Here is an 18133-nt window from a genome sequence, read left to right on the forward strand (position 1 = left end):
CTTAGTCCTCCTTTCCTTTTTGAGTCTCATAAATTTCTCGGTAGACATCATTTGTAGCAACCAAGTCTGCGTGTCTACCTTGGCCAATCAAACGCCCTTGATCTAGCACCAAAATCTTGTCCGCATGAACAACGGAGCTAATCTTCTGAGCAATGATGATGGTCGTTGTTCCCTTCAAATCCTTGTTCAGCGCCTCTTGGACCAGTTTTTCGGACTTGGCATCTAGAGCTGAAGTTGAGTCATCTAGGATAAGAATATTAGGATTGCTGACGACACCACGGGCGATAGACATTCTCTGCTTTTGTCCGCCAGAGAAATTATTTCCCCGTTCTTCGACTTGGCTGTTGTAGGTATCTTCCATGCGATTGATAAACTCGCTTGCCTGAGCAATTCGCGCCGCCTGTTCTAATTCTGGCAGGCTGGCATTTTGCTTTCCTTGACGCAGATTGTCCGCAATTGTCCCCTTAAATAAAATAGCTTTTTGCAGAACGATGGAGACATTTTTTCTCAGCGAAGCTTCACTAATGTCTCTCAAGTCCTTGCCACCAATTTTGATGGAGCCTTCCTGAGGATCAAAAAGACGCGGAATGAGCTGGGCCAGAGTTGATTTTCCCGCTCCTGTCGCTCCGACAACACCAATCATCTCTCCCGGTTTGACTTCAAAGCTAATATCCTTGAGCATGGGCTCTGTATCTGTCGGATAGGTAAAGGTCACATGGTCAAAGACCAGACTACCTTCCAAATCTTCTTCATCTTCATTCTTGAAAGTCATCGCTGGCTCTGTATCCAAGACCTCCTTGATCCGCCGAATCGATACCATGGCACGTGTAACGGTATTGCCCAGAAAGCCAACCATGATGATGGTAAACATAATTTGATTCAGGTAAGAAATGAAAGAGACAATCGAGCTAACCAAGCCTGGATCCATCTGTATCATGCTAGACAAGAGCCACATAGTCAGATAGACAGCACCGTAGCCGACGATCATCATCATCGGTTGAACGATCGAAAAGGCATAGCCAATAAAGAGATTTTGCTCCAAAAGTTCATCTGAAACTTGCGTAAACTTCTGATACTGCTCTCTCTCCTGCACGAAAGATTTGACGACACGGACGCCACGCAGATTTTCTTTGGCAATCGCATTGATCTTTTCTAAGAGAACTTGGAATTTGGCAAAGCGTGGACCCATCAAGCCCATCATCACTCCTGTCAAAAAGAAGACCAAAAAAACCATCAGGACAATGACCCACCACAAGGAAGGAATGGTCACCACCGCCAAAATAAAGGAACCTAAAAATAAAATAGGCAGGCGGAATAAAATCTGAAACATCATCATGACCAAATTTTGTACTTGGTTGATGTCGTTGGTCATGCGGACGACTAGATTCCCTGCATTGAACTGTTCAATATTGGCATAAGAGAAAGTCTGGATTTTCCGAAAGGTCTTTTCCCGTAAATCTGACGACACACCTTGCGCAATATAGGCTGCCAGGGTCACATTTGCCCCGCCAGCAAGCAGGCCAACTAGACCAAAACCCAGCAACCAAGCCCCTAAACGATAGATTTCTTCACGATTTCCTGATAAAAGAGCATTCAAGACATCTTTGAGATACAGGGGCTGCAACAGCGAGCTAGCCAGCATCAGCGATGTCATCAGAAGAGATAAAAAGATAAATAATTTATAGGCTGATAAAGCTTTTCTGAACATAATTCCTCCTCGTAGATTTTTAACTTTGTTTAGCTTCCTTACTATATCATAGATAAAAACAATGTCAAGTAAGAAATTTCAGTTATTATATGGTACAATATAATAAATAACTCTAAATTGATTGAGTCCTTTTGTGGGTCTCGTACAAGGAGAAAAGATGGATAAACAACGAATTGCTGTGATTGGCCCTGGCTCTTGGGGAACGGCTCTGTCGCAAGTCCTCAATGATAATGGCCATGAAGTCCGAATTTGGGGCAATATTGCAGAGCAGATTGACGAAATCAATCACCAACATACAAACAAACGCTATTTCAAAGATGTGGTTCTAAGCGAGGAAATTAAGGCTTATCATGACTTGAACGATGCTCTAGAAAACGTCGATGCTGTGCTTTTTGTCGTACCGACCAAGGTGACTCGTCTGGTAGCCAAACAAGTTGCGCAAACCTTAGATCACAAGGTAAAAATCATGCATGCATCCAAGGGACTGGAGCCCAATACCCACAAACGGATTTCAACTATTCTGGAAGAAGAAATCCCTGCAGACTTGCGTAGCGAGATTGTCGTTGTTTCAGGACCTAGCCATGCTGAGGAAACTATCGTCCGCGATATTACCCTGATTACCGCAGCATCTAAGGACCTCGAAACCGCTAAATATGTGCAGGAACTCTTCAGTAACCACTATTTCCGCCTCTACACCAATACCGATGTCGTTGGAGTGGAGACAGCAGGTGCTCTGAAAAACATCATCGCAGTCGGAGCTGGAGCTCTCCACGGACTGGGCTATGGTGACAATGCTAAAGCAGCCATCATCACACGCGGGCTGGCTGAAATTACCCGACTTGGTGTCAAACTTGGAGCCAGCCCTCTGACTTACAGCGGTCTTTCTGGTGTCGGCGACTTGATTGTCACAGGAACTTCTGTCCACTCTCGCAACTGGCGGGCCGGCGATGCGTTGGGTCGTGGCGAAAAATTGGCTGATATTGAAGCTAATATGGGCATGGTTATCGAAGGAATCTCTACCACCAAGGCAGCCTACGAACTGGCTCAGGAGCTCGGTGTCTACATGCCAATTACCCAAGCTATTTACAAGGTCATCTATGACGGCCATGATATCAAAGATGCTATTCATGATATGATGAATAATGAATTCAAAGCTGAAAATGAATGGTCTTAATTTACAATATTTTTTATAAAGGAGAAATTTATGTCAAAAGTCAGAAAAGCAATCATCCCTGCAGCCGGTCTCGGAACCCGCTTCTTGCCAGCCACTAAGGCACTGGCCAAGGAAATGCTGCCAATCGTTGACAAACCAACTATTCAGTTTATCGTCGAAGAAGCTCTTAAATCTGGAATCAAAGACATTTTGGTTGTCACAGGGAAGTCAAAACGCTCCATCGAGGACCACTTTGACTCCAACTTTGAGCTAGAATACAACCTCAAAGAAAAGGGCAAGAACGACTTGCTCAAGTTGGTGGATGAGACCACTGGTATTGGCTTGCATTTCATCCGTCAGAGCCATCCGCGTGGACTCGGGGACGCCGTACTTCAAGCCAAGGCCTTCGTCGGAAATGAGCCTTTTGTGGTCATGCTGGGGGATGATTTGATGGACATTACCAATGACAAGGCAGTGCCACTCACCAAGCAACTCATGGATGACTATGCAGCAACCCACGCATCTACAATCGCAGTTATGCAAGTTCCTCATGAAGAAGTCTCTGCTTACGGCGTTATTGCACCACAAGGCGAAGGCGTCAATGGCCTCTACAGCGTTGAAAAATTTGTTGAAAAACCAGCACCAGAAGATGCACCAAGTGATTTGGCCATTATCGGACGCTACCTGCTAACGCCAGAAATTTTTGAAATTTTGGAAAAACAAACTCCCGGCGCTGGCAATGAAATTCAACTGACTGATGCCATCGATACCCTCAACAAGACTCAGCGCGTTTTTGCCCGTGAATTCAAAGGCGACCGCTATGATGTCGGTGACAAGTTTGGCTTCATGAAAACTTCTATCGATTACGCCCTCAAACACCCTCAGGTTAAGGATGATTTGAAGCAATACATTATCGATTTAGGCAAAAAATTAGATAAGAAAACGAAAAAATAATAGAAGTGCATAAGCAATAGATTAGCTAATGCAACAGCTTTTAACACTATACAGGAAAACACCTAGATTTACTAGGTGTTAGATTGAAGAAAAAGTCCATTTTGGACAATTTCTTCAATCTTTTTCTTTTGCTGGATAAAGTAAAAAAACTCTTAAAAATAATATCACATCAACATCTCTAAGAGTTTTCACTATATGGTAATCAACCTCTATCAGCAATTTTTCTATTGCTGATAGAGGTTCGCCACATTTTGGAATACCACTTTAAAAAGCGGTATTTGGGGTTCATTTCTTAAAAAATTGGTCGTTGAAAAGTCAGAAAAATCAGAATAGCTGCTAATCCAAAGTAGACTGCCAGTGCTAAAAAACGTTGAGACTTGCTAAAAGCGTAGCGCTCTCCCGAAACCGGTAAGATCACAGCCCCTAAAGCTCCGCCAACTAGACCGCCCAAGTGGCCTGCAAGACTAATTCCCGGTAAAAAACTCATGACCAGATTGACAGCCAGCAGGCTCATATAGGACTGACCCAGCTGCTGCAGATAATAGTTTCGCGTAGCAAAACGAAGCACAACAACGGAAGCAAAAAGGCCGAAAAGAGCAGTAGACGCCCCGGCTGCCAGGCTATTGGGTGAAAAATAGACCACAAATAAATTCCCCATCACGCCTGACATTAGGTAGAGTATCAAAAATTTCCAAGAGCCAAAGATAGCCTCAATCTGTCGACCAAGAAAGTAGAGCGTCAGCATATTGACCACAAAATGCTCCAAACCAATATGGATAAAAATAGCAGCAAAAACCCGCCAAAACTGCTCCGGCATCGCTTGAATAGTATAACCGTGCACGGCTCCAAAATGATACAAGGCTTCGGAACTGCTGTATTGAAAACTGTAAGAAAGAAACATCAAGGCAAAAACAAGGCTCGTTAGGATAAGCAGGATACTTGTCACAGGATAGTCTCTATCAAAGATTTGTTTCATAAATGAGTAACTCCTTTACTGCGACATCATGTTGGGCTGGTGTAAATTCTGCCTGTTGTACTGCATAAATAGTGCTGATGGATGCTCCTTCATAATCAGCCAGATAGCGGTCATAGTAGCCGCCTCCGTAACCAATCCGAAAGCCTTGAGAATTAAAGACCACACCCGGCACATGAATCAGATCAATCTCCGTCTTCTCCACAGCCTCTTCACTTATTGGCTCCAGCAGACCAAAAGAGCTTTTTTGTAGGCGACTTTCATCATAGTCCACAAATATCATCCGACCCTGGCCATAGGTTTTGGGCACTAAAACCCGCTTGCCGTCCAACTGAGCCTGCTCGATAAAGGATGCAGTTGAGACTTCATGCGGCATAGAAAGATAAGTAGCGATGACCTGAGCTTCTTGATAAGCTGCTGAACTGAGCAAGTGCTGGGTCAGCCAGCTATCTGCCTGCTCTTTTTCTTTTCCCGACAGTTTTTTCATTTGCTTTAGTACAGTTTGTCTCAGCTCTTTTTTCATGCAGGTCGTCCACCTTTTTCTTATCTTTCGTTGATTTTATAATCTAGGAATTTCCAAATCTTTTCAATAGCAAAGGGCAGTGCTGCCTCATCCGGTGTCATCTTTGGATGATGGAGGGCATAGGGACTGTCCACTCCCAGCCAGAACATGACGCCCTTGACCTTGCTGAGCAGATAGCCAAAATCCTCGCCTGTCATAGCCGGCGCAATATCAATCAGTTGAACTCCTTCTTCCTTCTGAAAAAAGTCCATCAATTCGTCTGCTAGACCATGATGGTTTTCTACAGGTAGGTAACCACCTTGTTTAAGCTCCAAGTCCAATTCCAGACCGAAACTTTGAGCTATGCCCTCTGCTATTTCCCGCAAGCGCTTCTGAGTCAAGAGGTTCATCTCCTGAGTCAGAGTCCGAATGGTACCGTGCAGAAAGGCTGTTTCTGCGATGACATTGTTGGTCGTGCCAGCATGGAGCGAACCAAAGGTCACAACTGTCCCCTCGATAGGATCGACATTGCGGCTGACAATGGTCTGCACCTGGGTGATAAAGTAGCTAGCTGCCACCAAAGCATCATTGGCCTCATGAGGAAAAGCCGCATGGCCTCCCTTCCCCTTAAAGGTCAGCTTGACTTCACAGGTGCCAGCAAAAAGAGTTCCTCTATTAGTGGCAATATCGCCAACTTTGAGATCTGGCCGCACATGGAGGCCGTAAAACTCATCTGGCAGCCAGTCGCCAAACGCACCGTCTTCGTACATAAGCATACCGCCAGCTTCATTTTCCTCAGCAGGCTGAAAGAGAAAGAGCAGATTATGGGTAGGCTGAGCGCTCACAGCTTGTTCCAGCAGGCCTAGAGCGACCGTCATGTGCATATCGTGTCCACAGGCATGCATCCGACCTTCATGAGTGCTGGCAAAGTCCAGTCCTGTATCCTCCACAATCGGAAGACCATCAATATCTGTCCGCCAGCCAATCGTCTTATCCGGTGAACTTCCTTTGATAAAGACCAAAATACCCGTCCGCCAAGTCCGAATTTCCACAAAGTCTAGGCCAGCTGTCAGGCCATCAATGACCTGCATCAGGTAGGCATGAGTCTTGTATTCTTCCAGACCGATTTCTGGTATCTGGTGTAAATCACGGCGAATGTTCAGATAATCAAGCATTTTTCTTTCCTTTAAAATCTTGTCAGACCAGTCAGAGCGTTGGGCCGCACCCAATCAATTCAAATTTATGCTATTTTTAAAGAGTACGCAGAGCGTCTTCCAGAGCTGTCTTCTGCTGGGTCTTCTCGTCAATGGTCTTGATAACTCGTGCTGGAACGCCAGCAACTACTACGTTTTCCGGAACATCCTGGGTCACAATCGCACCAGCCGCAACAACGGAACCACTGCCAATTTGTACACCTTCAATCACAACCGCATTGGCACCAATCAGCACGTTATCTCCGACCCGAACTGGCTCAGCACTAGCAGGCTCAATGACTCCCGCCAGAACTGCACCAGCACCGACGTGGCTGTTTTTGCCGACAATCGCTCGGCCGCCCAAAATAGCACCCATATCAATCATGGTACCAGCACCGATTTCTGCACCGATATTGATAACCGCCCCCATCATGATGACAGCATTATCACCAATTTCAACTTGGTCGCGAATAATAGCGCCCGGCTCAATGCGGGCATTGATGTCACGCTTATCCAAAAGCGGCACTGCAGAGTTGCGGGCATCCTGCTCTACGACATAGGTCTTATTTTCCTCTAAGTTCACTAGGAGTGGCTTGATTTCCTCCCAATCCCCAAAAAGAACATTGCCTAACTTCACAACAGACCAAGGAATCGAACCGTGCAATTCTCCATCAAAGGTCACCTTGACCGGAGTTTTTTTCTTGGCATCAGCGATAAATTTGATAATTTCTTGAGCGTTCATTTTCGTAGCAGACATGGTGTCACCTCTTTGTTCTTTCTATTCTTTGTTGGGAGAGGATAGTCCCTCTCCTATCTCTTTTATTTCTCTATTATAACACAATTCAGCTATGCAGTTGTGACTTTATTAGCAGCTAGTATGCTATTTAGACTCTTGAACTTTATTCAAATGAAATTGTCCGTCCTTGCCCTTTACAAAGTTTAAATGGAAGAAGGTTTTATCCTCTGCCCTATAGCCCATAGACATACTATAATATCCTTTCACCACTGCCTTGTAGTAGTTGTTGGGACGTCCCAAATGTTCTATCACTTCTAGATCAGTGATGCCATTTTCTTCATCTGACGTCATTCCCTTAAGGAAGGAAAGCCGTTCCCCTGTCAAATCCTTATTTTGATAAATATTATAAGCTATGCTAGTAAGATGTAGACCTGAACCAAAATCCCAGAATTGAATGACGGCAAAGCCTCCTCCCTTCAAATCATAGATCAGTGATAATAATTTATCCTTCTTGCCAATCACCGTTTCATCGCTGCTTTTAGCTAAACCATGTTGACGAACAAAATTGGATACTGTTATATTTTTATCCTCGTCCTCTTCAATCTTATACTTTATAAAATCCCTTGGTTCCCAATCCAAAACTTCGGCATTTGAAGAAGAATATTTTGCTTCTGTTCTTACAAACGTATTCTTTCTGTAAGAATTGGTCCAATTCCCGATTAAGACAAGTAGGCTGATAACAAGGCCAATCAGGGCTAGAGCACTCACTAGCTTGAAAAATGGTGATTTGTGTTTAAACTTTGCGGTTCTCTTAAAAGTTGACTTTGATTCTTGTCTTGTGCCTTCCTTGAGGTTTGTTTCAGCTAGCAAACTAGCTCCTTCCTTAGACTCTCGTTTTAAGGGTTCCCTAGTTCTACTAAATTTTCCCTTATGTTCCCTTCGTAATTTTTCTAAATCTCTTTTTCCCATCTTTCTATCCTTGTCTGTTTAAGAAAAAATTCCGTGCTCTCAGTCTAGGCTCTCAGACCGTGCTTGTCATCATACTTTTTAGACGGTAAAGCCCATTCACTTCGTCAAAAAACAAAGAAACTGTCATATTGTCCGTGGTTGAATATTCAAGAAGAAGTGAATCAACTTGCCACTTAACTGGTTTAGAAGCATAAATCCTCTTAGGCATTCCCAGTTCTGCTATGGCCTGTTTTACTTCCATTCCTTCTTGCTTATCTTGAGGAATAAGAGTTCGGTAATCATCGACCGATTTCGTAATTGATTCCCCAGCATTCTGGAAGAAATCGGCAGATACACTATAGAGCTCCATTCCTCCTCCAGCACTCCTGAGATGCATATTAACAACTCCTTTTCTTCCTACCAAATTGTAGGAAAGTGTCATCAATTTACTGCCCTTCACGCTATTATCCTCACTCCCAGAACTGGCTTTTCCATACTTCTCAACGATATCCTCTGGAGACACATTAGGTTCGTTCATGGTTTTAATCAATTCTAAAATCTCTTCGAATGGAAAATCTACCTCTCGATTATCTTCAATAAAAGGTGAACTACTCTCCGTCAGGATCTCTATCTTATTTTCTGATTCTGTCGGAACAGTATTAACAGACGATATAGCTGATTGATTTCCTTCTGACTTAAAAGTTGGTCGCATATACATCATCAAGAAGCTAATCAGTCCCACTAGACCTGCGGCAATCACTAAGAGTGAGGCATAACGAGATAGCACAGACTTTGCTAAAAGCTGGCCATTAGGTTTTCCTGCTGACTCTGTTCGCCGCTTTTCTTTACTTGCTTCTTCCTTTGTCTGTTCGAGGGCAACTTCTCCCCGTTCCCGCTGATTCTTGACCGACGAAGTGTTTTTAGCTTTAAACTTGGATTTGTGCTCCCGTCTCAATGCTTCTAAATTTCTATCTTTCACCTTTTCACCTATCAACTAAATACTTGATTGCTCATTCCCTTTCTACAAACGGCTGATGCTCCTGCTAGGCAAGCGCTACTGAGCACCTGCATCTCCCGCTTCACTTCCCAAACCTGAACTCTCTGTCAATTGATAGCTTTGAGAGTTTTTATTTTTAAAAGAAAAACCGACCTCCTGCCCATCCTCTAAACGATAAGAAATCGATAGAGTAGCATTGCCCAAGATTCCCCCATTCCAATCGAGGCGCTCTGGAAGTCCCAACTGACTGACAATCTCTTGATAGGTCTTTCCTTTCTCTATACCAGAAAGATCTTGACGAGTGAGCTGAGCATTTCGGTTAGGCAGTTGCGCACTACTGAGATGCGTACATTTTAGGGATTCCAACTTAAGAGTTTCAGAAGGACCAAGATAGCTCTTAAAAGAGAGGTTAACTTTCGCTTCCGTCCCTGCTTGTGAATAGTTTAAATCTATTGTCTTGATTAGGTCATCTTGGTTCGTTTCCCTACCAGACTCAGCTTTCCCTAACTTTGCAACCACCTCGTCGACCTTTGTCAGATTTGGAACCGATGAAGTGAAGTCTGAGAATAAAGAAGTGATATCATCATAGGTGATATGAAACTGATACTCCTCTTTCTTAGCAATCCATTCTGGACGATTATCAGATTTTAAATCTTGATCCTTTCCATATGAGTCTAACATACGAGAAATAGCTGCAGCTTCTTCCATGCGTTTTATATCATCATTCTTTTTCCACTGCTCTACTATGCTATACATTGAGGCTATAATCCCCAAACTAGAAAGTAGCATCACCCTTATCTTAGAAAAGATTCCTCGTTTTTTCTTCCTAAACTCTACTTTATCTGTCTCTCTAGCAAGCTCATTGGAGCTTATTCGCGGAGAAAGCTTGGTCTGCTTTGCTTCAGTTACAAGGCCTGACATCGGCTGGCTAGCTTGATTTCCACGAAGGACTTGGTTTTGTTTTTTAGCTTTCAGTGATTCTAAGCTAGAAATAAGGCGCTTCAGCTCTCTCTGCTTTAATTCCAACAAATTCTGTGATAGAAGCGACAGAGGCTCCTTCACCTGCTGAGCTCCTTCTAATTGCTCAGAAAACACCGGCTGGTCTTGAGAACTTGGTTTAGCCCCATAGCCGGTTTTGTCCTCTATCGAAGAAATGTCAGATAGCTCATTGCTTGAGCTCTCTATTGGAAATACCACTTTTGATGGAGACGAACCTGAAGGACGAGGTTGATTTTCTTCTGCCCCTCTCTGCGCTTCTTGCAATTTAGCAGACGGTTTGATGTATTGGTCTTCCTTGGTTTTCCATTTGGATAGAAAGGATGATTGGCTATTTGCTGGCTTTTTCGTTTGGGCCTTCTTGAATTTTGATTGATGTTTCTGCCTCAAAGCTTCCAGATTTCTCTTTCCCATAACTCCTCCTCATCTATTGACTCTTCTATCATTGAAAAGACGACCCTATTAACCGTTAACAATTCCTACCGCTGAATGCTACTATTCTCTTTTCTATACCATTCATACTGGGGGTAACATCCAGCGATTGTCTGCACCATGAAACTTGTCATGCTAATATAACTTTATTCCAGTATATCATATTTTGAACTGGCTTAGCTTGAAAGCATACAAGCAAAAAGGCACGAACTCTCGTCCGTGCCCATGAAAATAACTATTTATGACTATTTTTGTTTCACTTTTTCAGCCAATAATAACTTCATCAGGACTCCTTTCCAATCTTGGTCTTCTGTTTTTCTAGAACCGTCCAAATAGCAGCCAGCTCAACTTTCTAGATAAAAGTCTATCACATTGCTACTGCATCTTCTCTGATTGTAACATATAATCAGGGAAAGGAAAACTGCTGCTGAATAGATAAGTAAGTAAAAGACAAGCTAGATAGAGAGCTAACTAACAAAACATGATAAAATCTATTTTTTAAAATAGCAAAAAACCTCCTAGAAGGGAGGTTGTGCCTAGTTTTAGACTTTTATTTTTCTAAATTGCTTGATTTGAAATTTTATTATGGTCAAGCAGTTTCGAAAATCTGAATGGTAGAGCTCTTTTCAATTACTACTGCTTGGTCTGCTGCAACATGGAGAGTGCCCGGCAGGCTGCCCTCTTTTGAACCATCAAAAGAAATCGTGATATGGCCCAGTCCAGTTAAATTTTTTTCTACTACATTTCCTACGGCAGTAATCGAATATTCCTGACTATCTACGACTAGCTTTCCACCTTCTAGTATTGCACCTAGAAGATTTTTGTTATCGATTTTAAAACAATACTCTGCTAAGTCTTCCGGAGCTTCTTCTCCAAACAAAATGAGCATATTGGCATCTTGAATCATATTCTGAGCTTCAGGCCCCACTTGAATTACTTTAGCTTCAAAAATTTTCTTCATCTAATTCCTATTCATCCTTTCTCAAATCTGTCATAAACTTATGCTTATAGATAAGTTTAACATAATAGTTGCTATGTTTACGTGCATCTATCAAAGGTCTACTGATAAAGACCAATACTAGCTATCCAAGCTACTAGCACCCGCGGAACACCATTGAGGAAGCGTGAATAAAGCACAGAAGGGACACCAACCTCAACTGTTTCAGACTTGGCTTCAGATAGACCGAGTGCTACAGGAATGAAATCACAACCGTTTTGAGTGTTGATAGCAAATATAGCTGGCAGAGCCATTTGGGGCGGAATATTCCCTTTGCCGATTTCAACTCCAATTAAGGTTCCAATAATCTGACTGATAACAGCTCCGGGGCCTAACAAAGGAGATAGGAATGGCAAGGAACAGATAAAGCCAATCAAAATGAGTCCCCAGATGTTCCCTGCTAGGGGAACCATTAATTTTGCCAGCCAATTTCCAACACCGGAACCTTGAATAACCCCAATCAGCAAGGAAACAAAGGCCATGAAAGGAATGATTGTGTTGAGCATTGTTTGGATGGCTTCACGAGCAGCCTGGTTGAAAGTCGCAACGACCTTCCCAGCGCCCATCCCAATTCGTGCTACAATACTTGTTTCAGCTTTTTGCTCTGTAATTTTTTTAGTAGTATCGTAAGTTGGCTTTTCTGTTACCACAGTTGTCTCTTTTTCATCTTCATTAGCAGCAGAAATTTGATTAAGGCCAACTGCTGACACATAGATTTCCTCAGTGATATATTGAGCTAGAGGGCCACTTTTCCCTGTAGCGACGATATTGATTGTAGGGATCCCCTTTTTAGGATAAATACCGCAGCGAAGAGTACCGCCACAATCCACGATTGCTAAAGCAATTTCCTCATCAGGGATAGAAGTTTTAAACCCGTTAACAGCTTCCATACCGGTCAAATCAGCAATTTTATCTACAATATCTGGCTTTTCTCCGCCGCCAGTGATATAGATAAATTTGTGCTTAGCCTCACTAGGTGTAATGACCAAAGGTCCTCCGAAGCCGCCATTTCCTTTAACAACTTTTATACTCTTATATGACATAATTTCACTCTTTCTATCAATCAAATGTTTTACTCAAGGTAACACCTTGCTGTTTTGCTACATAAGCAGTTGTAAAATCGGTCACCCAACCGCCTACAAAGTTCATGACAAGCCCAACAAGCATGTAACGAATGGCTAAGTCCATTTGACTTAAACCTAAAGTTTGAATTCCTGTTGCAATTCCCATCCATACAAACAATTCCCCAGGATTGATATGCGGAAATACACCATTTGAAGTGTGGCAGAACTGCATCTGAGCTGCTACAAAACTAGGTTTATAATATTCTGGTAAGAAACGTCCCATACTGATTGACATCGGATTCCCCAGCATAAAGGCTGAAATGAAAGGTAAAATCATATACCGGCTAACAGGATTTTTGGCAGAAATCTTAGCCAGGGAATTGACCTTCTCTTCTCCCAAGAAAGCGATAAGTGTATTCATTGCAATCAATAGCATTAAGACAAGCGGTACAATATTTGTCATCCAGCTAATAAAGGTTTCTCCACCTAATTGGAAGAGTTTCATAAAACTCTCTGCAAAATTTGTAATGTGATTCATAAGGAACTCCCTTTCTTATTTTTTTTAAATAACTGTTTAATAGATAATTGTAAGTAATTCGCATAAAAGCCGAATCCCAGAAAAGAATCAGATGAACTTGTCTCTTTCTCAATACCTGCCTCATGCCAAAGATAGACTTTTCTAGCATCTTCTATGGCTGATTGCATCAACTTATTTTCTTTTCTCACAAGAGGATTATACTTGTCAAAATAATGGATGTCTTCTCCAACATAATCGTCCATATTTTGAAAACGTGCTAAGATTGTGACTCCTTGCATTTTGCTAGCTTTAAGAACCCGACCGTTTTCATCAACCGCGAACATGACAATCGTACCGGATTTGATTCTTCCGGACTCCCTGCCAATCGCTACGCGCCCCAGTTTTCGGAGCATCGTATAGGTCTTATTGAAGTCTTTAAGTTGCTGCCAGCCGAGGAACATTTGAAATACATAAGCTGCCATGACAAATACAGCGAAAATTATTAGCGAACTCATTAAAATACTCCTTTACTCTTAGAAAATGATAGAAACTCTGTCTCTGTTTCTACAGCCCTCAATGCTTCTTTTAGAGAAGGCTCTCCTGCAATTCGAAAAATATCGTCATACAATTCCAGCAATTCACTTTCCATTTTTCTTTCAATTTCTGAGGGAATGGCGACTAGAAAGATAAATTCAATCCATTCATCTTCTTTTTGATAAGGCTCTTCTAGTTTTCCGAACATTAAAATAGTCTTTGCATAACCCTGGTTAATTGTATGGGGGAAGGCAATTCCTCCACCAAAAATGGTTGATTGCTTTTTCTCCCTATCAATTATCCGATTTCTAAACCCTTCATCAATCATCTGAAGCTTCTCTAACTCTGCAACCATATTTAGCAAGTATTGCTGATAGGTTTTTTGGGGGCTCAACCGAAGAAAGCGCAAGCTGACTGTTTCTAGATTTTTTTGATGAAAAGCATTGGCCCTCTGCCATTCTTCCTGCAGCCATTGATCATCAAAAAGATGATTAACCTGAATGACTGGAGATTTGGAATTTTTATATTTCAGAGGCACCGTCGTAAAAATTGCAAAATATTCCTGGTTCAGCTCTACATTAAAATCCTCTTCAGAATGTTGGGTAATGTCTATATCATTTCCAAGGACTCGCCTGAGTTGCTGAATAATCATCGCAGCAGTTCCTCTTCCTGTTGTGCAAACTACAGCTATCTGCTTGCGAGAACCCTTAACAGCAGAATTTTGCTTTCTTAAAATCATTTCAAAATACAAAGCCAGATATCCGATTTCAGATAATTCCAATTCAGAACCAAAAATTACAGATAGTTCTTCTCCAGCTATTTTTGCCATTTCAAAAGCAAAAGGATATTGAGTTTGAACCTCGCCATGAAATATATCATTAGCTTGCACATGGAAAATCAGTCGATTGATTAAGGGGCCTAGATGAGATTTGATTTCTTCAAATAATTCTTCATCATCAAAGTGAACCAACATTGTCTCTTTGACTTTCTTGACAATCCCTTGAAAAATGTTTGAAAGCTGTTCAGATTGATAAGACGGCTTGCTTAAAGTGTCAATAAAACGGACATTAAACGGAAAACACAAAAAGTCTATCTCAAACTGACTGAGGGAAATCTTATAAGTCATCTCAATATGATAGATTAATTTCTCAGCCAAATGTGTCTCTGTTAAATCATTCCTATAGTAAGGAATAGGACAATTCAACACTCTAGATGTATGAATACGCTCCACCATAATTGAAATGGTCTTTCGAAGGAGTTCCTGTGTTTCTTTAGGGATTTTATAGTCCTGAACTAGCGTCTCCAGAAAAGAAGATGTTGCCTCAGTGAGTGTCCTTCCTTCAAAGTAAGGAGCCACTTGGTGAATATAGAGCAAGCGCAAATTCAGCTCGCTCCCCAAGACCTCCAGCCCACGGTTGGGCTTTCCTGAAATAGTGATAGAGTAACTCTCTGCCAAAGATTTTACTTGTTTCAAATCCTTATTAAGGGTACTTCTACTAACACCTACTTCCTCAGCCAAGTCGTCAATAAGAAGAGGGGAGGTTGACTCAATTAAACGTTTTAGCAAATAGGCAATTCTTTTACTGGAAGAATTGAAGTCACTCTCCTGTTTTAAACTACCAGATAAAATCCTTTCCAACTCTGTATAGTCATATACTTCTAACATTAACTGATCATCTTGTGCGATAATCTGGATATTAGGAGCCAAAACATCATTTAATTGTTGGATACTCTTTTGCAAGGTTTGCAAGCTAATATCCAGTTCTGAGCGCATATCTACCAAGGAATAAGTTGGCTGCGAGACCATTTTATCTAAAATATTATACCACCGATTTACTAAGGTCAACTCTCTTCCCTACCTTCATTGTTTTAACCGCGAGTTTTACCTCCGGCAATATTTGTAGTGACACCTGTTATATAGCTAGAACGGTCTGAAATATAGAACGCTACAAGATCAGCTACTTCCCGTAGTTTCCCACTCCGTCCCAATGGAGTCGTTGAAGTTGAAGCATAACCAGCTCGAATATCTTCTACCGTCTTTCCACGAGTATAAGCAAGAGCTTCCTCATAAGAAAGAGTTCGAAGTCCCGTAGCTTCCATAATTCCTGGAGCAATTCCAACCACACGTACACCATGTTTACCAAGCTCTTTCGCCCATGAACGAGTGTAACTATAGACTGCCGCTTTCGTTGCAGCATAGGCACTTTGTCCTTCAGAACCTTCCAAGCCTGCTTCTGAAGCCATGTTCACAATTACACCTTTTCCGTTTTGAACCAGAATCCGGCCTACTGCCTGACTAACCAAATACAGACCTTTTTGGTTAATCATTGTTACTTTTTCAAACGTTTCATCGTCTAACTCGTAAGGACCTTTAGGATTTTCTGCATCAATTAATAATCTAGGAACATTAATCCCTGCATTATTGACTACCGCATCAATATTGCCAAATCTTTCAACTATTTTGGCAACACCCTCTTCTACTTCAGAGCGAGAAGTTACATCAACTTTTACAAATAATAGATTCGGGTGACGTAAATCGTTGTCGCTAAGATCAAAATTCGCTACATTGACTCCTAATTCCAACAATTCTTCGACGATTGCCTTACCAATCCCAGATGACGCACCCGTCACAAGAACTGTTTTGCCTTTAATGTCTAACCAATCATTCATTTTGATACCTCTCAAATTTTATTTACAAGGCAATTATACAGCGCTTTCATAAAAGAATTAAGACACTCTTTTTTACACTGTTCAAAAAAATAATAAACTAATTAAGAGGCTTGTACTAAAAAATCCACAAGAAATGAACCTGTGGATCTTTTTATATCCTGAATGAACTCAAAGCATATGAGAATCAAAGGCGTGCATTCAACTCAGCACCCAGCTCTTCAAAGCCTGGTTTCCCAAGAAGAGCAAACATGTTTTTCTTATAAGCCTCAACTCCAGGCTGATCAAATGGATTGATACCATTCAGGTAGCCAGAAAGAGCAATAGCTAACTCAAAGAAGTAAATAGTATAGCCCAAAGTGAACTCATCTTGCTCAGGCAGGGTCACAAACATATTTGGCACTCCGCCGTCTGTGTGAGCTAACAGCACTCCATCTGTTGCTTTCTTATTGACAAAGTCAACATCTTTTCCTTGCAGATAGCCAAGGCCATCCAAGTCTTCTGCTAATTCAGGAATCAACACATTTTTGCGAGGCTTATCTACACGAATAACTGTTTCAAAGAGGATACGAGTTCCTTCTTGAATAAATTGCCCCAAAGAGTGCAGGTCTGTTGAGAAGTTGGCTGAAGTTGGGTAGATACCTTTTTGGTCTTTACCTTCTGACTCACCAGCCAGTTGCTTCCACCATTCTGAGAAGTATTGCAAAGATGGTTCGTAGTTAGCTAGAACTTCTGTCAGATAACCTTTACGGTACAAGATATTGCGTACAACTGCATATTGATATGCTTCATTTTCAGCCAACTTATCAGAAGCATAAGCCTTGCGAGCAGCATTTGCTCCTTCCATCAACTTGCTGATATCAGCCCCTGCAGCTGCGATTGGCAAGAGTCCCACTGCTGTCAATACTGTAAAACGACCACCAACACTATCAGGCACTACAAAAGTATCCCAGCCATTAGCATCTGCTTCAACCTTAACTGCACCTTTAGCGCGGTCTGTAGTTGCATAAATCCGTTTATTTGCTTCTTCCTGACCATACTTCTTAACCAAGAGTTCTTTGAAGACACGGAAAGCAATAGCAGGCTCTGTAGTTGTTCCTGACTTAGAAATAACGTTGACAGAGAAATCTTTGTCTGATACATAATCTACCAAATCAGCCAAATAGCTTGAAGAGATAGAATTACCAGCATAGAGGATTTGAGGTGCCTTACGTTCTTCCTTGCTTTGTAGATTTACAAAAGAATTATTCAAGAAATCAATCGCTGCACGTGCCCCTAAATAAGATCCTCCAATACCGATGACGATTAACACTTCACTATCAGATTGGATTTTAGCAGCCGCCTTTTGAATACGAGCAAATTCATCTTTATCATATTCTTCAGGCAAATTCAACCAGCCTGTCATTTCTGCTCCAGGACCTGTTCCGTTTCGTAGAGCATTATCTGCTGCAGTCACTTGAGGCTGCATATAATCTAATTCATGTGGTGCTACAAACTTATCCAGTACCTTTGAATAGTCAAATTTAATATGTGTCATGTTTATCCTCCAATTGTTCTTTTCTTTTATGATAACGCTTTAAGAAAAAATAAGCAAGTACTTTTACTATTTTAAAACGTTTACATTTTTTATTCTATACTATTTTTCTAAATAAGCTAACCCTAGGACATAACTGATAGCAATCGTTTGCGCAAGTCAACAAATCTTAGGCCTATTGAGAAGAACAGTTTTGATTGACAAGAAAACCAATATGCTTCTTAAGAT

Annotated in this window: 17 protein-coding genes; 2 read left to right on the top strand and 15 right to left on the bottom strand. The window is 41.7% G+C overall.

The window, feature by feature from the left end; translation table 11 throughout:
- Position 1: 1 nt before the first annotated feature.
- Complete coding sequence (locus D8872_RS02035; RefSeq protein WP_125389763.1) at positions 2–1708, bottom strand: ABC transporter ATP-binding protein; 1707 nt, start codon at positions 1706–1708, stop codon at positions 2–4.
- A gap of 157 nt (positions 1709–1865) precedes the next feature.
- Between D8872_RS02035 and D8872_RS02040 the strand changes: the two genes are divergently transcribed.
- Positions 1866–2882: an NAD(P)H-dependent glycerol-3-phosphate dehydrogenase gene (locus D8872_RS02040; RefSeq protein WP_125389764.1), complete on the top strand. Its 1017-nt coding sequence runs from the start codon at positions 1866–1868 to the stop codon at positions 2880–2882.
- A gap of 30 nt (positions 2883–2912) precedes the next feature.
- On the top strand, positions 2913–3815 hold the full coding sequence (gene galU / locus D8872_RS02045) for a UTP--glucose-1-phosphate uridylyltransferase GalU (RefSeq protein ID WP_125387238.1): 903 nt from the start codon (positions 2913–2915) through the stop codon (positions 3813–3815).
- Between the two features lie 292 nt (positions 3816–4107).
- On the opposite strand, the gene D8872_RS02050 is transcribed toward galU, so the two are convergent.
- From D8872_RS02050 to D8872_RS02115, 14 genes are all read right to left on the bottom strand, one after another.
- Positions 4108–4791, bottom strand: coding sequence for a rhomboid family intramembrane serine protease (locus D8872_RS02050; protein ID WP_045500370.1), 684 nt, complete (start codon positions 4789–4791; stop codon positions 4108–4110).
- Entirely contained in the window at positions 4775–5311 is a 537-nt protein-coding gene (locus D8872_RS02055) for a 5-formyltetrahydrofolate cyclo-ligase (protein WP_045500367.1), read from the bottom strand. The genes D8872_RS02050 and D8872_RS02055 overlap by 17 nt, the downstream gene beginning before the upstream one ends.
- Before the next feature lie 20 nt (positions 5312–5331).
- A complete protein-coding gene (locus D8872_RS02060) occupies positions 5332–6465 on the bottom strand; it encodes an N-acetyldiaminopimelate deacetylase (RefSeq protein WP_045500358.1) in 1134 nt (377 codons plus the stop codon).
- A gap of 76 nt (positions 6466–6541) precedes the next feature.
- Positions 6542–7240, bottom strand: coding sequence for a 2,3,4,5-tetrahydropyridine-2,6-dicarboxylate N-acetyltransferase (gene dapD / locus D8872_RS02065; protein ID WP_002917803.1), 699 nt, complete (start codon positions 7238–7240; stop codon positions 6542–6544).
- A 123-nt stretch (positions 7241–7363) separates the two neighbouring features.
- Complete coding sequence (locus tag D8872_RS02070) at positions 7364–8188, bottom strand: hypothetical protein (RefSeq protein WP_125389765.1); 825 nt, start codon at positions 8186–8188, stop codon at positions 7364–7366.
- A gap of 52 nt (positions 8189–8240) precedes the next feature.
- The gene (locus D8872_RS02075; protein WP_260471661.1) at positions 8241–9146 is read right to left on the bottom strand and encodes a hypothetical protein; all 906 of its coding nucleotides are present in this window, start codon (positions 9144–9146) and stop codon (positions 8241–8243) included.
- A gap of 75 nt (positions 9147–9221) precedes the next feature.
- Positions 9222–10574 carry a hypothetical protein gene (locus tag D8872_RS02080; RefSeq protein ID WP_125389766.1) on the bottom strand — a complete coding sequence of 451 codons (1353 nt, stop codon included), beginning with the start codon at positions 10572–10574 and terminating at the stop codon, positions 9222–9224.
- A 607-nt stretch (positions 10575–11181) separates the two neighbouring features.
- Positions 11182–11553, bottom strand: coding sequence for a PTS glucitol/sorbitol transporter subunit IIA (locus tag D8872_RS02085; RefSeq protein ID WP_048766068.1), 372 nt, complete (start codon positions 11551–11553; stop codon positions 11182–11184).
- Positions 11554–11651: 98 nt separating this feature from the next.
- Positions 11652–12632: a PTS glucitol/sorbitol transporter subunit IIB gene (gene srlE, locus D8872_RS02090; RefSeq protein WP_048766067.1), complete on the bottom strand. Its 981-nt coding sequence runs from the start codon at positions 12630–12632 to the stop codon at positions 11652–11654.
- A gap of 16 nt (positions 12633–12648) precedes the next feature.
- Positions 12649–13191, bottom strand: coding sequence for a PTS glucitol/sorbitol transporter subunit IIC (srlA, locus tag D8872_RS02095; protein WP_048766064.1), 543 nt, complete (start codon positions 13189–13191; stop codon positions 12649–12651).
- Positions 13188–13685, bottom strand: a complete 498-nt coding sequence (locus tag D8872_RS02100; RefSeq protein WP_048766061.1) for a transcriptional regulator GutM — start codon at positions 13683–13685, stop codon at positions 13188–13190. The genes srlA and D8872_RS02100 overlap by 4 nt, the downstream gene beginning before the upstream one ends.
- Entirely contained in the window at positions 13685–15511 is a 1827-nt protein-coding gene (locus D8872_RS02105; RefSeq protein WP_080978303.1) for a BglG family transcription antiterminator, read from the bottom strand. Before D8872_RS02105 ends, D8872_RS02100 begins: the two co-directional genes overlap by 1 nt.
- Before the next feature lie 62 nt (positions 15512–15573).
- Entirely contained in the window at positions 15574–16374 is an 801-nt protein-coding gene (locus D8872_RS02110; RefSeq protein ID WP_048766056.1) for an SDR family oxidoreductase, read from the bottom strand.
- A gap of 184 nt (positions 16375–16558) precedes the next feature.
- A complete protein-coding gene (locus D8872_RS02115) occupies positions 16559–17908 on the bottom strand; it encodes a glucose-6-phosphate isomerase (RefSeq protein WP_002917809.1) in 1350 nt (449 codons plus the stop codon).
- Positions 17909–18133: the final 225 nt, after the last annotated feature.

Origin of the sequence: Streptococcus cristatus (assembly GCF_003943815.1) — a bacterium.
Lineage (GTDB): Bacteria > Bacillota > Bacilli > Lactobacillales > Streptococcaceae > Streptococcus > Streptococcus cristatus_F.

Bases quoted from the DNA above. Each gene is read 5' to 3' on its own strand.
- D8872_RS02115 (WP_002917809.1), bottom strand. From the start codon at position 17,908: ATGACACATATTAAATTTGACTATTCAAAGGTACTGGATAAGTTTGTA.
- D8872_RS02035 (WP_125389763.1), bottom strand. From the start codon at position 1,708: ATGTTCAGAAAAGCTTTATCAGCCTATAAATTATTTATCTTTTTATCT.
- srlE (WP_048766067.1), bottom strand. From the start codon at position 12,632: ATGTCATATAAGAGTATAAAAGTTGTTAAAGGAAATGGCGGCTTCGGA.
- D8872_RS02080 (WP_125389766.1), bottom strand. From the start codon at position 10,574: ATGGGAAAGAGAAATCTGGAAGCTTTGAGGCAGAAACATCAATCAAAA.
- D8872_RS02040 (WP_125389764.1), top strand. From the start codon at position 1,866: ATGGATAAACAACGAATTGCTGTGATTGGCCCTGGCTCTTGGGGAACG.
- D8872_RS02055 (WP_045500367.1), bottom strand. From the start codon at position 5,311: ATGAAAAAAGAGCTGAGACAAACTGTACTAAAGCAAATGAAAAAACTG.
- D8872_RS02105 (WP_080978303.1), bottom strand. From the start codon at position 15,511: ATGGTCTCGCAGCCAACTTATTCCTTGGTAGATATGCGCTCAGAACTG.
- srlA (WP_048766064.1), bottom strand. From the start codon at position 13,191: ATGAATCACATTACAAATTTTGCAGAGAGTTTTATGAAACTCTTCCAA.
- D8872_RS02060 (WP_045500358.1), bottom strand. From the start codon at position 6,465: ATGCTTGATTATCTGAACATTCGCCGTGATTTACACCAGATACCAGAA.
- D8872_RS02100 (WP_048766061.1), bottom strand. From the start codon at position 13,685: ATGAGTTCGCTAATAATTTTCGCTGTATTTGTCATGGCAGCTTATGTA.
- D8872_RS02085 (WP_048766068.1), bottom strand. From the start codon at position 11,553: ATGAAGAAAATTTTTGAAGCTAAAGTAATTCAAGTGGGGCCTGAAGCT.
- dapD (WP_002917803.1), bottom strand. From the start codon at position 7,240: ATGTCTGCTACGAAAATGAACGCTCAAGAAATTATCAAATTTATCGCT.
- D8872_RS02050 (WP_045500370.1), bottom strand. From the start codon at position 4,791: ATGAAACAAATCTTTGATAGAGACTATCCTGTGACAAGTATCCTGCTT.
- D8872_RS02070 (WP_125389765.1), bottom strand. From the start codon at position 8,188: ATGGGAAAAAGAGATTTAGAAAAATTACGAAGGGAACATAAGGGAAAA.
- galU (WP_125387238.1), top strand. From the start codon at position 2,913: ATGTCAAAAGTCAGAAAAGCAATCATCCCTGCAGCCGGTCTCGGAACC.
- D8872_RS02110 (WP_048766056.1), bottom strand. From the start codon at position 16,374: ATGAATGATTGGTTAGACATTAAAGGCAAAACAGTTCTTGTGACGGGT.